Origin of the sequence: Paraburkholderia sp. CNPSo 3272 (assembly GCF_024206495.1) — a bacterium.
GTDB lineage: Bacteria > Pseudomonadota > Gammaproteobacteria > Burkholderiales > Burkholderiaceae > Paraburkholderia.
Window position 1 is genome coordinate 240761 of the sequence record NZ_JAMBPQ010000007.1, and the last position, 14210, is coordinate 254970.

Consider the following 14210-nt stretch of genomic DNA (forward strand, 5'->3'; position numbering starts at 1 on the left):
CCCACACCGTGATTTTAGCGAAATCGCGCATTCGACGTTTCAGTCTTCGATGAAGTGTCGATTGCAGCCACTCGATGGCCCCGCGATGAGGCCGGAGCATTGCCTGCGGCGCTCCGTACTGCGGCGCGCAAGAGCCCCGCGCTAAAATCGTTTATTGATGCAATTGGTCTGGCCTTTTATGAAACGCTTCCTGGCTCTTTTTGCCGTCGCCGCACTCGCCACCTTGTGCAGTGCCTGCGCAGGCGGTTCCGCGCCGTCGTCGAGCGGCGCGAGCGGCATCACGATGTACGGCACGATCGACCAGGGCGTCACGTTCCGCAAGTGAGCGGCCAGGCGTCATCTGGCAGTATTCAATGTCACCTTGACCCGACTGCCAAGCGCGCGCGTGCCATGATGCGGACATATCGTCAGCATCGAGTCCGCCGCCATGCCGCCTCAACCGTCGTTCCCAGCGCCCGCACGCCATGTCGTGTTTGCCGTCGCGCCTGAGCTCGTGCTGCTCGACGCCTGCGGTCCCGTCGAGGCGTTCTGGAGAGCCGAACTGGCGATGCGCGCAGCGAGCGGCACCAGCGGCGGCGAGCCCTGCGCCTACCGCACGACGCTCGCCTCGGTCGCAGGCGGCGTGCTGCCGACCTTTGCGGGCATGTCCATCGTCACCGAGCGGCTCGACTCGCTCGACCCCGCCACGATCGATACGCTGATCGTGCCCGGCGTCCCTATCTACGACACTGCGGACGACATCACCGCACTGCAACCCGAACTCGTCGCCTGGATCGCGGCGGCGGCACGCGACGCGCGCCGCGTCGCCTCGGTCTGCACGGGCGCGTTCTATCTCGCCGCGGCGGGCCTGCTCGACGGCCGCCGCGCGGCCACGCACTGGCGCAACGCCGCCCAGCTCGCGCGCCGTTTTCCCCGCGTCGAAGTCGATCCCGAGCCGATCTTCATCCGCGACGAGCGCGACGGTCGCGCCGTGTGGACGTCGGCGGGCGTGACGGCGGGCATCGATCTCGCCCTCGCGCTGATCGAGGAGGACTGCGGCCATGCGGTCGCAATGCAGGCGGCGCGCCGCCTCGTCGTTTTCATGAAGCGGCCCGGCGGGCAGTCGCAGTTCAGCGAGGCGCTCACGGCTCAGGCCAGCGCGGGCGCGGAGTTCGACGCGCTGCACGGCTGGATGGCCGCCAACCTGCACGGCGAGCTGAGCGTCGAGCGTCTGGCCGAAGAAGCACGCATGAGCCCGCGCACGTTCGCGCGCCGCTATGTCGATGCGGTGGGGCGCACGCCGGCGCGCACGGTGGCGGCGATGCGCGTGGAGGCCGCCGCGCACGCGCTCGTGCAGTCGCGCCGGCCGCTCAAGCGCATTGCGGCCGACTGCGGGTTCGGCACCGAGCAGAATCTGCGGCGCGCGTTCGAAAGGTCGTATGGCGTGCTGCCGCTCGACTATCGGGCGCGATTCGCGGCGAGCTAAAAACGCCGCCGATGGCGTTTCGCAAGCGGCTGCGACCGTCTGTCTTATTGCGCTCGTATAATCGACGCCTCCTTACCTCACCCTACGAGCCGCCGTTCGCGGCTTTTCGCCATGAGCCAAGCCGAGATGAAGACGCCTGCCCAGCCGCTTGACCGTTCGGAAACGACGTTCCGGTTCCTCGCCGAGCCGACTTCGGTGAACTTCGGCGGCAAAGTGCACGGCGGTGCGCTGATGAAGTGGATCGACGAGACGGCCTATGCGTGCGCCGCGGTCTGGTCCGGCCGCTACTGCGTGACGGTGAGCGTGGGCAATATCCGCTTTCGCCGGCCGATTCTCGTCGGCAACATGGTCGAGCTGCGCGCGCGCGTGGTCGCCACGGGCCGCACGTCGATGCATATTCACATCACCGTGCACGCCGGCGACCCGAAGAGCGGTCAGCTGCGCCTCACCACGGACTGCCTGATCGTGTTCGTGGCCGTCGACGAAAACGGCAATCCGATTCCCGTGCCGACCTACGTGCCGGAAACGGACGAGCAGAAGCGCCTCGCGAAGTACGCGCTCGACGTGAAGGAAGCGCTCGACGCGATCGTCGAACTCAAGCCCGAGGAAGTGGCGAAAGGGCAGGTTTAAGCAGGTTTGATACGCAGGCACGCTGTTGCGACAGCAGAAAAAAAACAGGCGGCGATGGGTTGAGCCACGCCGCCCGTTTTGCATTTGAGCCCTGCAAATGAAGCTTATTTGTTCGTGTTGCCGACCATCTCGCCGGGCTTCACCCATTCGTCGAACTGCTGCTCGGTCACATGTCCCAGCGCGAGCGCGGCGGCCTTGAGCGTGGTGCCTTCCTTGTGCGCCTTCTTGGCGATTTGCGCGGCCTTGTCGTAGCCGATATGAGGATTGAGCGCCGTCACGAGCATGAGCGATTCGTTGAGCAGCGTGTCGATGCGCGAGCGGTTCGGCTCGATTCCCACCGCGCAGTGATCGTTGAAGCTGAGCGCGCCGTCGGCGAGCATGCGGATGGACTGCAGCACGTTGTGCGCGATCATCGGGCGGAACACGTTCAGCTCGAAGTTGCCGCTCGCGCCTCCCATGTTCACGGCGACGTCGTTGCCGAACACCTGGCAGCAGAGCATCGTCACGGCTTCCGACTGCGTCGGGTTCACCTTGCCCGGCATGATCGAGCTGCCCGGCTCGTTCTCGGGAATCGACAGCTCGCCCAAGCCGCAGCGCGGGCCGCTCGCGAGCCAGCGAATGTCGTTGGCGATCTTCATGAGGCTCGCCGCCACGGTCTTGAGCGCGCCGTGCGCGAACACGAGCGCGTCGGCGGCGGCCATCACCTCGAACTTGTTGGGCGCCGTGACGAAGGGCACGCCGGTGAGCTTCGCAATGCTTTCTGCCACCTTGTGCGCGAATTGCGGATGCGCGTTCAGGCCGGTGCCTACGGCCGTGCCGCCCTGCGCGAGTTCGTAGAGATGCGGCAATGAAGATTCCACGTGCCTGATGCCGTGATCGAGCTGCGCAACGTAGCCCGAAAACTCCTGGCCGAGTGTCAGCGGCGTGGCGTCCTGCAGGTGCGTGCGGCCGATCTTCACAATGTCGGCGAAGGCCTTGGCCTTCGCGTCGAGCGTATCGCGCAGCGTCTTGAGCGCCGGCAGCAGATGCTTGACGATGCCGTAGGCGGCGGCCACGTGCATCGCGGTCGGGAACACGTCGTTGGAAGACTGGCCGCGATTGACGTCGTCGTTCGGATGCACCTTGCGCGCCTCGCCGCGCTCGCCGCCCAGAATCTCGCTCGCGCGGTTCGCGATCACCTCGTTGAGATTCATGTTGGTTTGGGTGCCGGAGCCCGTTTGCCAGACAGCGAGCGGGAATTCGCCCGGATGCTTGCCCGCGATGATCTCGTCGGCGGCCTGCATGATGGCGTGCGCCTTGGTCTCGTCGAGCACGCCTAGCGAGAGATTCACTTCGGCTGCGGCGCGCTTGATCGTCGCGAGCGCGGTGATGAGTTCCGGCGACTGCTTTTCGGTGGAGATGCGGAAGTTCTGCAGCGATCGTTGCGTCTGCGCGCCCCAAAGCTGCTGGGCGGGCACGGCGATCTCGCCGAACGTGTCGCGCTCCATGCGGACATTTTCGTTGCTTGCGGTCATTTGATACTCCGGTGATTGAGGCGGCGCCTTCGGCTCGCGCGGCTTGCGCTGCGTGGGAGGGCGCCGCCTTCGTGACGGGTTCGGATCCGCGTGGTGGCTGGGCTGCGGGGGCGCTGCGCGTCTCGCGTGACAAATGTGACACAAGCGGTGACACAAGCGTTGACACAAGCGTTGACACAAGCGGCTTCGCGGCTGGCTCGACGGCGGACGGTACGACGCAAATTAAGCGTTCTACGTTTTGCGCGCCCGATAGCGATGTGCGCTCAAAGCCGTTTCAAAGCTGGCTATCGACCGGCAAGAGCAAGAATAGCCCGGTTAGGACATTTCTGTAGAAACCCGCACCAGGGTCGAGGTCGTAGGTGCGGATCATGCCGTTCTCCTCGTCTGTCCAGACGAGCGCCGAGTTGACCGTGGTGCCTTTGAGCAGCGCCAGTTGTTCGGGCGTCGCGAGCGTCACGCGGTAGCTCACCTGCGGCGAGGTCGCCCGCTTGAACAGGTCGGCGACTTCATGCGCGATCGGCGGACTCTCGATGGTGAGCGCAAGCTCCGTGTTCAGGCGCGCCGAGCGCGGATCGAGATTGAGCGAGCCGATCACGAGCGTGCTGTCGTCGATCACGTAAGCCTTGGCGTGCAGGCTCGCGCGCGAGCGCGAACCGACCACGCCGAAGCGCCGCTCGTCGTCGGGCCCTTCCTGCTGCGGCTTGAACTCGTAGAGCTCGGTGCCGCCCTCGAGCAGTGGAACGCGGTAGGGGCTGTAGCCGGCCTGCACCGCCACGGCGTCGGTAGCGGCGAGCGAATTGGTGAGGATCGCCACGCGTACGCCGTGCGAGGTGAGCGCACGGATGGTCTGCACGCCCGCGTCGTGCGGCACGAAGTACGGCGAGAATACGAGCACGCTGCTGTGCGCCTGATGGATGCGATCGAGCAGCGCGCGCATGGCGTCGCCCAACTCGCCTTTTTCGTTGCCCGCGATCTTGCCGGGCGAGTCGGCCACGAAGGCCCATTTCGCCCAGACGAGCCCGAGCGCGTTGCCCGTGATCTGCTGCGCGAGCGGCGTCGCGTTGAGCGGCTTGGCGTTGTAGGGTTCGGCGCTCTCGTGCCAGTGGCGGCGCAGGTCGTCGCGTGCGGCGTCGAGATCGTGTGCGTCGAACTTCTGATGATTGAGCACGCTCAAGGGGTAGGAGATCGAACTGTTCCAGTACTCGTCGAAACTTGCCGAGACGCTTTGCGCGACCGGGCCTGCTGTGAGCACATCGAGGTCGCGGAAGTCGATCGTCGGGCTTGCGTTGAAGTACTCGTCGCCGAGATTGCGGCCGCCGACGATCGCCATCTCGTTGTCGACGATCGTCGCCTTGTTGTGCATGCGGCGCGTGAACTGGTCGACGTTCGTGAAGAAGTTGCGCGTGCGCAGGTACATCGATTCGCTCGTGCTGCCGTACGGATTGAACACGCGGATCTGGATGTTCGGATGGCTATTGAGGGCGGCCATCAGGCGGTCGACGTCGTGAAAATTCAGGTCGTCGACCAGCATGCGCACGCGTACGCCGCGATCGGCCGCATAGAGCGCCGAGCCGAGCAGGAGCTTGCCGGTGGTGTCCTCGTTGGCGATGTAGTACTGCATGTCGAGCGTTTTCGTCGCCGCGCGCGCGAGCGCGATGCGCATCTGCAGCGAGTCGGTGCCGGTGGCGAGCAGGCGAAAGCCCGATTCGCCCGGGTGAGCGGCAACGGGTGCGGCGAGCGCGGCGCCCAGCGGCGTGGCGCTGGCTTGCTGGGCCGGCAGCGCCGCGCTCGTCTCACGCGGATAGTCCGTGGCGGGCGGGCGCGTCGCGCAGCCGGCGACCAGCGCGAGGCAGACGAGCGCGAAGAAGGCTCGAAACGGGGCTTGCAACGGCGCGCGGCGCAAGGTCATGTATTGCGTAACGGCTTCGGATCGGGCGGGATGCGCGGGCAAACGGATTCTCCATGGCGGCGCGCCGCATGATGGTTCGTTTTCATTGCACGGCTTCACGAAGATTCTACGGGAAGCGGCACGTCTCGCATGCGGCCGCGGATACGTTGCGTTTGCAATTTCCGGGCCGCACGCAACCGACGATTGAGCGCGGGCGCAAACGTCCCAGTCGCTTGCGCCCGGCCGCCGCGTCGATCAAACGCGCCCGGTCGACGCGTTCGCAGCGCCTTGCGCATCGCGCGTGCTGCCGCGCGCCGGCTTGCCGGCCCAGTAGCCGGCGAGCACCGAGCCCGAGAGGTTGTGCCACACCGAGAAGAGCGCGCCGGGCAGGGCGGCGAGCGGCGAGAAGTAGAGCTTGCCGAGAGTCGCGGCGAGGCCCGAGTTCTGCATCCCCGCCTCGATGGCCAGCGTGCGGCATACCGATTCGTCGAAGCCGAGCAGGCGGCCGCCCCAATAGCCGCCGAGCAGGCCGATGCCGTTATGCAGCACCACGCCGAGCGCGACGAGCGGTCCGACCGTGGCGATGCTCGCGTGCGTGCCGCCCACCACGGCGGCGATGATCGCGAGGATCGACACCATGGAGGCGAGCGGCAGCACCGGCTCGACGCGGCGCACGAGCGAGCCCGCGAGGCGGTTCACGACGAGGCCGATGACGATCGGCAGGCCGACGATCTGCAGGATGCTCATGAGCATGCCGCGCACGTCGACGACGATCGAGGCATCGACGTAAAGGCGCGTCAGCAGCGGCGTCGCGAATACGCCGACCAGGGTGGAGAGCGCGCTGATCGTCACCGAAAGCGCGACGTCGCCGCGTGCGAGATAGATCATCACGTTGGACGCCGTGCCGCTCGCCACACTGCCCACGAGCACCATGCCCGCGGTCAGATCGGGTGGCATGTGCAGCACCTTGGCGATCGCCCAGGCGGCGAGCGGCATGACGAGGTAATGCAGGAAGATGCCCGCGGCGACCGGCGCGGGCCGCGTGAAGACGCGCTGGAAGTCGGCGAACGAGAGCGTGACGCCCATCGCCAGCATGATGATCATCAGGAGCGTGGTGACGTGCGGGGCGATCGGCGCGACGAGGCCAGGATCGAAATAGGCCAGCAGGGAAACGAGGACGGCCCAGAGCGGGAAGAGTCGGGTGATCGGGGCAAGCATGAAGGGGTGGTCCGTGAGTGGGTTCGTTATGCGTTGGCGCACGGCAAGCGGTGCCGGGGTGGCCGGCGGCGCTCACGGGGCGCGGCTGTCTCGTGTGTCGACTGGAGTTGGCGCTTTAGCTGTCGGCCGGAGTTAGTGCTTCAGCACTTACTCCGGGCCCATGCAGAGCACTTACTCCAGTCCCATGCAAAGCTCGACTGGAGTTGGCGCTGTAGCGCCTCGTCCCGCGCCATGCAGCGCACTGTTCTTGCCCTCGTGGGACGGACGCCTTTGGCGGCGTCAGCGCGTATTTTACCCGGTCGAGCCGGTGCGGCCCGGTCGATTAAGTAAACGCTTCAACTCGCGCTCACCCTGCATGGCCCGCCGTGGCGGCGTGAGCCTGCGAGCGCAGGCTCATCCGGTGAAACCGCCACGTCATGAGCACGGCGACGGTGGTAAGCCCGGCCGCCAGCCCCCACCAGAGTCCGAGCGCACCCAGGCCGAAGCGAAACGCCAGCGCGTAGCCGAGCGGAAAGCCAATGCCCCAGTAGCCCAGCGTGGCCGCGAGCATCGGCACGCGCGTGTCCTTCAGGCCGCGCAGGCACCCCGAACCGACGGTCTGCGCGCCGTCGACGATCTGGAAGATGGCCGCGACGCCTAGCAGCGTGGCGGCGAGCGAGACCGTGTGCGCGTTGGCCGGGTCGTCCAGATGCAGGTAGAGCCCGACGATCCAGTGCGGCGCCAGCACCATCACGAGCGCCGAGAGCGACATGAAGCCGACGCCGAGCCCGAGCGCGACGAAGCCCGCATGGCGTGCCGCGCTCGGCACGCCCGCGCCGGACCAGTAACCCACGCGCACGTTGGCCGCCTGGCCAATCGCGAGCGGCACCATGAACGTGACGGACGCCACGTTCAGGGCGATCTGGTGCGCCGCGAGCGGCGTCTCGCCGAGCAGGCCCGCGAGCAGGCCGGTGGCGAGAAAGAGCGTCGCTTCGACCGCATAGGTGATCGCAACCGGCCAGCCGATCGTGAAGAGTTCGCCCATCAGCGGCGCTGTGGGCCGGCGCGCGAGGACGAAACGCTGGTGCGAAGGCCGCAGGTGCAGCAGCGCCATCAGCACGAACGCGGTGAGCCACACGGTGATGGTCGTCGCCACCGCCGAGCCGAGAAAGCCGAGACGCGGCAGGCCCCAGGCACCGTGGATCAGGCCGAAGTTCAGAAAGCCGTTGATGAACACGCACGCAACCGACACCCACAGGAGGCGCCGCGCCGCGCCGATGGCGGGCAGGAACGAGCGCATGAGCCCCACGCCGATGAGGCTGGCGGGCGCGCCCCAGCGCAGCACGGCCGTGTATTCGCCGATGTGATGCGCGAGCAGCGTCGGCTCCCCGAGGGCGCGCAGGATCGGCTCGGCGAACGAAAGCAGCGCGAACGCCGGCACCGAGAGCAGCAGGGACAGCGCGAAACCGGTCCAGTAGATGTGCGCCACGTGGCTTTCGTTGTCGGCGCCGCGCGCCTGCGCGACGCTCACGCTCACGGAGGTCAGCACGCCCTGCAACACGGTCACCACCACGAAGAACATGTTCGCGCCGAGGCCGCCAGCGGCGAGCGCGTCGGCGCCTAGCGAGCCGAGCAGCACCGTGTCGGTCACGCTCATCGCCATCTGCGAGAGTTGGGCGATCGCGAGCGGCCCGGCGAGGCGCGCGGTATCGGCGGCATGGCGGCGCAGCGTGGGCGGCGCGGAAACGGCGCGGCGGGAAAGCGTGGTTCGAGTCATGAAAAACAAGCGGCGCGAGAAAAGCGCGCCGCGTGGCAGGGGTCGTCTGTCAAAACTGAAAGCTTATTGCGAGACAGCGACCTTGTCGATCCCGATGCTCAAATCTGGTGCATCGCTGGCGCCTGCGGGCAAGTTCCGGCAGGGTTCACTCGCTCGCCTTGATGGCGATGCGCGTGTCGCCGAGCAGCACGGCCTGGCCCGCGCGGATCTTGCACGTCTTGCGCAACTCGACTTCGCCGTCCACCTTCACCGCGCCCGAGGCGACGATCTGCTTGGCCGAGCCGCCGCTGTCGGCGAGTCCGGTGATCTTCAGGAGGTTGTGCAGTTCGACGTAGTCGCCGGTCAGCGTGAAATCGAGGTTGGGCATGGCGGATTCAAATTCGAAAGGCGTGCGGCTAGCGCGCAAAGGATGAGCATCATAAGGGATGGCGGCCTGCCCCAGCGCGTGCCACCGAATTCGTCGCATCCAAGGGCCAGATGTTATGAATTCGTCAGTAAATGAAACGTTGAGTAACGTCGCGGGACCCCACAGCGAACTTCATACCAAAATGGTTTCACCCCGGATCGACAGCGCCGCCCAGTTTTTTCCCAAGGCGGCACCATCGAGCGGGGGCGCGATTGTGGCGGGCTTGCCCCCGCAAAAGTGCCTTCGGAACCATTGCAAAGAGGATACGCCATGACCCAGATCGCCAAGCTGCTCACTGCTACCGCCGCTTTTGCCACCGTGACCACTGCCGCCGTATTTGCGCAAGGCGCGTATGCCCAAAACGCGACCCAGGGCGCGACACAGGCCGGCGAAGCCCCAACGATGGCGCCTTCCGACGCACCGGCCATGGCGCCGGGTGCCGTCCCGGGCCAGATGACCGGCCATGCGCCGAGCCAGGCCCCGGCGGCCGCAGGGATCGCGCAACCCGCGCCCGCGCCGCAGGCCCTGACCGCACCGCAGTCCGCGGACCCGCTGGTGCAAAAGCGCAACGCGAACGCCGCGGCGAATGCCGAGTACCGGAGCGCGAAGAAGTCGGCGAACGCCGAGTACGGCGACGCGAAGAAACAGGCGAAGTCGCAGTACAAGGCGCAGGTGAAGGACGCGAAGATCAACCACAAGGCCGACCGTCAAGCCAACGACTCGGAAATGAAGGATCAGATGAATGGCATGTCGGCCCAGCAGCAGGGCGGCCAGTCGCAGTGACGAGCGGCTGATGCCGAAGGCGCCCGGGCCTTTTGGGGCGCCGGTCTTTGACAGCGCTTGTGAGCGGCGGCGTCCGGCAACGGGCGCCGCCGTTTCGTCTGGCGGCTCCCGGGTGTCGGCGGCGGTGAAATGCGCCGCGGCGTTGTGGCTAAATCCCGCCAGATCGCCATGGAATCAGGCGCTTGCGGACGCAGGGTGTATGGATATACAGTATGCGTCGCTCCTTTCCGATTCGCCACGTTCATCGTCCCAGCCCCTCGTGTCCACCGTTTCCGTTGCCGATTCCTCCGCCTCCGATGCCAGCCAGGCGCGCGCCGAAGCGGCCAATGCCGTCTGCGCATGGCTCGCGAAACTCAACGACGCGCAGCGCGAGGCCGTCGAGCACGGCGGCGAAGCGGGCTATGCGCCGGGTTCGGCGCTGCCCGGCCCACTGCTCGTGATCGCGGGCGCCGGGTCAGGCAAGACGAACACGCTCGCGCACCGCGTCGCGCATCTGATTGCGGGCGGCGCCGACCCGCACCGCATTCTGCTGCTCACGTTCTCGCGGCGCGCCGCGCAGGAAATGACGCGGCGAGTGGCGCGTATCGCCGCCAGCGCGCCAGGCGCGGCCGGCGTGCTCGCGCAAGGGCTCGCCTGGGCGGGGACCTTTCACGGCGTGGGCGCGCGGTTGTTGCGCGAGTACGCGGACCACATCGGCCTGTCGCCGGCGTTCACGATCAACGACCGCGAGGATTCCGCGGATCTTATGAATCTCGTGCGCCACGAACTGGGTTTCTCGGCCAAGGAAAAGCGCTTCCCCTCGAAGTCGACTTGCCTTGCGATCTATTCACGCGCGGTCAACACGGGCGATTCGCTCGCCAATGTGCTCAACCGTTCGTTCTCGTGGTGCCTCGAGTGGGAGCCGCAGCTACGCGCGCTGTTCGCGTCGTACGTGGACGCCAAGCAGAAGCAGAACGTCCTCGACTACGACGACCTGCTGCTCTACTGGGCGCACATGGCCGCGGAGCCGGCCATCGCTGCCGATCTCGCGGGGCGCTTCGATCACATCCTCGTCGACGAATACCAGGACACCAACCGCCTGCAGGCCTCGATCCTGCTCGCGCTCAAGCCCGATGGCCGCGGCCTCACCGTGGTCGGCGACGACGCCCAGGCGATCTATTCGTTTCGCGGCGCGACCGTGCGCAACATTCTCGACTTCCCGGCGCAGTTCGACCCGCCCGCGCGTCAGGTGACGCTCGAACGCAATTACCGTTCGACGGCGCCGATCCTCGCCGCCTCGAACGCCGTGATCGACGCCGCTGCCGAGCGCTTCACCAAGAACCTGTGGACCGACCGCCCCTCGCAGCAGCGCCCGCGCCTCGTCACCGTGGCCGACGAGGCCACCCAGGCGCGCTACGTCGTCGAGCAGATTCTCGAGGCGCGTGAAGCGGGCATGAAACTCAAACAGCAGGCCGTGCTGTTTCGCGCGGCGCACCACAGCGCGACGCTCGAAATCGAACTTGCGCGGCGCAATATCCCGTTCGTGAAGTTCGGCGGACTGCGTTTTCTCGACGCCGCGCACGTGAAAGACGTGCTCGCGGTGCTGCGCTGGGCCGAGAATCCGCTCGACCGTGTGGCGGGGTTTCGCGTGACGCAGCTGCTGCCGGGCGTCGGGCCCGCCAACGCCGCGCGCCTGCTCGACCAGGTGTCCGCGTGCACGGGCGCGTATCGCGCCGCCGAGGCGCTCGCGGCTTTCGCGCCGCCGCCGCGCGCGGCCGAGGACTGGCCCGCGTTTGCGTCGCTCATCGACAGCCTCTCGATGCGCTCGACACCGTGGCCGGCCGAATTCGAGCGCGTGCGGCGCTGGTACGAGCCGCATCTCGAGCGCAATCACGAAGACGCTCAGGTGCGTCTCGCCGACTTGCTGCAGATGGAGAGCATTGCGAGCACCTACGCCTCGCGCGAGCGCTTTCTCACCGAACTCACGCTCGATCCGCCCGACGCGACGAGCGCCGAATCCGCCGATCCGCTGCTCGACGAGGACTATCTGATCCTCTCGACGATTCATTCGGCGAAAGGCCAGGAGTGGCGCAACGTGTTGGTGCTCAACGGCGTGGACGGCTGCATTCCGTCCGATCTCGGCGCGGGCAGCGACGAGGAGCTGGAGGAGGAGCGGCGGCTGCTCTATGTGGCGATGACGCGGGCGAAGGAAGATCTGCACATCGTCGTACCGCAGCGCTTTTACGTGCACAACCAGGTGGCGTCGGGCGACCGGCACGTGTGGGCCTCGCGCACGCGCTTCATCGCCACGCCCATGCTGCCGCTGTTCGAATCGCGCGCGTGGCCGCCCGCGCCAGTGGCGAGCGCGCCGAGCGCGGTGGGACTCGCCGCCGCCGCGCAGGCGAAGATCGAGATCGCCGCGAAGCTCAGGAAGATGTGGGATTAGGGGAGGCAAGCGTGGCGCGCGCCGTTTTCAGGCGACGCGCCAGCGCTTAGCGCCGTTGCTCGCGCGCGGTGCCGCGCTGCGGCGGCATGAAGAAGTTGCGCATCCACGCGGCGAGGCGCGTGAACACGTCGTCGGGCTCCTCGACGAAAATCTCGGGCTTGAGCAGGCGCAGATACTCCATGATCTGTTGCGCTTCCTGCTTCTGGAACACGCCATGCGTGACGCCGAGCCTGAGCAGCCCACGCAGTTCGCCCAGACGCTCGCGCGCCGCGCTGCCGCTCGCCTGTTCGCAGCCGATCTTCGCTTCGTACACACGCTGGCGCAGCGACTCGGTGAGGCGCCACGCGGGCGTCTGCATCGACTCTTCGAGCGCCTGGATGTCCTGCACGCCCGACTTGATCTGCGCCGCCAGCGGATCGACCAGCGTCTCGTCGCCCTGGGCTTCGCTCACGATGGCCGCCGCCCAGTCGCGGCACTGCTTCGAGAGTTCGTCGGGCGTCCACTCGGGCCGCGACGCGAAGCCGAAACCGAATTCGCCCGCCTGACGCATCAGGATCGAGACGACCTCGGGGAATTCCTTGTCGAGCGTGCGCTTGGCCCACGCGTACTGGCCGCCTTGCAGGAGCCGCTGGACCGCGTGCTCCGTGAGCGGCGTCATGTTGTCGAGCAGCTTCGCGCGCAGGTAATCCTCGAATTCCGGCGTGGCGAACTGCGGGTCGAGTTTGAGCGAGACGCGCAGGAACGCGTCGAAATCCTTGCGCAGCGACGCAAGCGTTTCATCCTTCAGGTTGAGGGTGATATGCCCCATTGTGGTTGCCCCGGTGTAATCCTTGTCGCTTCTCGCGTGCTCTCGCCGTTCGAGCAGTGGCCTGCCAGAGCAGGCCTTGTCGGGTTTAACGGCGCTCCGGGGTGAAACTTGAGCGTAAGGGGCGACGCTCGGCTCTAGCGCAGGACGACGCCTTGCCAGAGGAAGAACACGCCGAGTCCGACCGCGATCGTGAGGAGCGGGCGCTTCGTGAGCGCGCTGACGACGATCGCCGCGACCGCGCCGACGAGCTGCGCATTGCGCCAGGTCAGCTCGGCGCCCTGGCCGTGGGGCGACACCGCCATCGGCACGATGATTGCCGTGAGCACGGTGACGGGCACGAAGCCGAGCGCGGTGCGCACGAGCGGCGGGAACACCAGCCGGTCGCCGAGCACGAACACCGCAGTGCGAATGACAAGGGTGATGAGGGCCATGCCGAGAATCAGGGCGACGTAGTTCATTGCCCGGCTCCTGCGGTGCGTTGGACGTTGGGGGACTTGCGGGGGGACTCGCTGGCGGCGCGGGCGCCGCGCGAGGAACCCGGGCGCGAGAGCACGACACCCACGACCACGCCCGCGAGCACGGCGCCGAGCAGCCCGAGCTTGTACGGCCAGCCCTGCCAGAAAAAGGCGAGCGCGCCCGCAGTCGCGGCGGCGGCGAGGTAGCGCAGGGCAACGAGCTGCGGCACGACGATGGCGATGAAGGTCGCGACCATCGCGAAGTCCAGGCCGAGCGACTGCAGACCCGGGAACGCCGCGCCGAACAGCAGGCCGGCCGCGGTCCAGAGTTGCCAGTTCAGGTACATCGAGAGTCCCGAACCGAGGAAATGCCACGGTGAGACGTCGTCGCCGGGCGGATGGCGGCGGAAATGCGCCCACGCGACAGCGAAGACCTCGTCGGTGAGCAGGGCGCCGAGCACGAGGCGCCAGCGCAGCGGCAGGTGCGAGACATAGGGCGCGAGCGTCGCGCTGTAGAGCACGTGCCGCAGGTTCACGATGAGCGTGGTGGCGAGAATCACGGCGAAGCTCGCGTGCGAAGCGATCAGCCCGAGCGCGATGAACTGCGCGGAGCCGGCGAACACGGCGAGCGACATGAACTGGCCGTGCCAGAGCGAAAGCGGGCCCGAGGTGACGAGCGTGCCGAAGATCACGCCGAAGGGCGCGGCGCCGATCATCATGGGAATCGTGTCGCGCGCGCCGGCGACGAATTCGGTAAGGCGGTTGGGATGCGTGGTCAAGCTGTCCTCCTGATACATGGGGACAGCATAGCGGGCCGCCTTACGCGTGGCTTGTACGTTCTTGCGGCGCAAACGCGGGCTGG

General features: G+C 67.1%; 13 protein-coding genes. 5 read left to right on the forward strand and 8 right to left on the reverse strand.

What is annotated here, in order from left to right; all coding sequences use genetic code 11:
* Positions 1 to 178 precede the first annotated feature (178 nt).
* The 3 genes from M3I53_RS12130 (at position 179) to M3I53_RS12140 (ending at position 2095) form a co-directional block, all read left to right on the forward strand.
* Positions 179 to 325: a hypothetical protein gene (locus M3I53_RS12130; RefSeq protein ID WP_254316160.1), complete on the forward strand. Its 147-nt coding sequence runs from the start codon at positions 179 to 181 to the stop codon at positions 323 to 325.
* 102 nt (positions 326 to 427) lie between these two features.
* Positions 428 to 1465 carry a GlxA family transcriptional regulator gene (locus tag M3I53_RS12135; RefSeq protein WP_254316161.1) on the forward strand — a complete coding sequence of 346 codons (1038 nt, stop codon included), beginning with the start codon at positions 428 to 430 and terminating at the stop codon, positions 1463 to 1465.
* A 126-nt stretch (positions 1466 to 1591) separates the two neighbouring features.
* Positions 1592 to 2095, forward strand: coding sequence for an acyl-CoA thioesterase (locus tag M3I53_RS12140; protein ID WP_254316217.1), 504 nt, complete (start codon positions 1592 to 1594; stop codon positions 2093 to 2095).
* A gap of 104 nt (positions 2096 to 2199) precedes the next feature.
* On the opposite strand, the gene fumC is transcribed toward M3I53_RS12140, so the two are convergent.
* From fumC to M3I53_RS12165, 5 genes are all read right to left on the reverse strand, one after another.
* A complete protein-coding gene (gene fumC / locus M3I53_RS12145) occupies positions 2200 to 3582 on the reverse strand; it encodes a class II fumarate hydratase (RefSeq protein ID WP_254316218.1) in 1383 nt (460 codons plus the stop codon).
* A gap of 301 nt (positions 3583 to 3883) precedes the next feature.
* Complete coding sequence (locus tag M3I53_RS12150) at positions 3884 to 5518, reverse strand: phospholipase D family protein (RefSeq protein WP_254316219.1); 1635 nt, start codon at positions 5516 to 5518, stop codon at positions 3884 to 3886.
* Positions 5519 to 5752: 234 nt separating this feature from the next.
* Entirely contained in the window at positions 5753 to 6715 is a 963-nt protein-coding gene (locus tag M3I53_RS12155) for a bile acid:sodium symporter family protein (RefSeq protein ID WP_254316162.1), read from the reverse strand.
* Between the two features lie 346 nt (positions 6716 to 7061).
* Complete coding sequence (locus M3I53_RS12160) at positions 7062 to 8471, reverse strand: MATE family efflux transporter (protein WP_254316163.1); 1410 nt, start codon at positions 8469 to 8471, stop codon at positions 7062 to 7064.
* 145 nt (positions 8472 to 8616) lie between these two features.
* Entirely contained in the window at positions 8617 to 8838 is a 222-nt protein-coding gene (locus tag M3I53_RS12165) for an RNA-binding S4 domain-containing protein (protein ID WP_028206712.1), read from the reverse strand.
* A 309-nt stretch (positions 8839 to 9147) separates the two neighbouring features.
* On the opposite strand from M3I53_RS12165, the gene M3I53_RS12170 reads away from it, so the two are divergent.
* Entirely contained in the window at positions 9148 to 9660 is a 513-nt protein-coding gene (locus tag M3I53_RS12170) for a hypothetical protein (RefSeq protein WP_254316164.1), read from the forward strand.
* 199 nt (positions 9661 to 9859) lie between these two features.
* Positions 9860 to 12085 carry an ATP-dependent helicase gene (locus M3I53_RS12175; protein WP_254316165.1) on the forward strand — a complete coding sequence of 742 codons (2226 nt, stop codon included), beginning with the start codon at positions 9860 to 9862 and terminating at the stop codon, positions 12083 to 12085.
* Positions 12086 to 12131: 46 nt separating this feature from the next.
* On the opposite strand, the gene M3I53_RS12180 is transcribed toward M3I53_RS12175, so the two are convergent.
* The 3 genes from M3I53_RS12180 to M3I53_RS12190 form a co-directional block, all read right to left on the reverse strand.
* The gene (locus M3I53_RS12180; protein WP_254316166.1) at positions 12132 to 12893 is read right to left on the reverse strand and encodes a DUF4088 family protein; all 762 of its coding nucleotides are present in this window, start codon (positions 12891 to 12893) and stop codon (positions 12132 to 12134) included.
* A 134-nt stretch (positions 12894 to 13027) separates the two neighbouring features.
* Positions 13028 to 13351, reverse strand: a complete 324-nt coding sequence (locus tag M3I53_RS12185; RefSeq protein WP_254316167.1) for an AzlD domain-containing protein — start codon at positions 13349 to 13351, stop codon at positions 13028 to 13030.
* Complete coding sequence (locus tag M3I53_RS12190) at positions 13348 to 14145, reverse strand: AzlC family ABC transporter permease (RefSeq protein WP_375542503.1); 798 nt, start codon at positions 14143 to 14145, stop codon at positions 13348 to 13350. Before M3I53_RS12190 ends, M3I53_RS12185 begins: the two co-directional genes overlap by 4 nt.
* Positions 14146 to 14210: the final 65 nt, after the last annotated feature.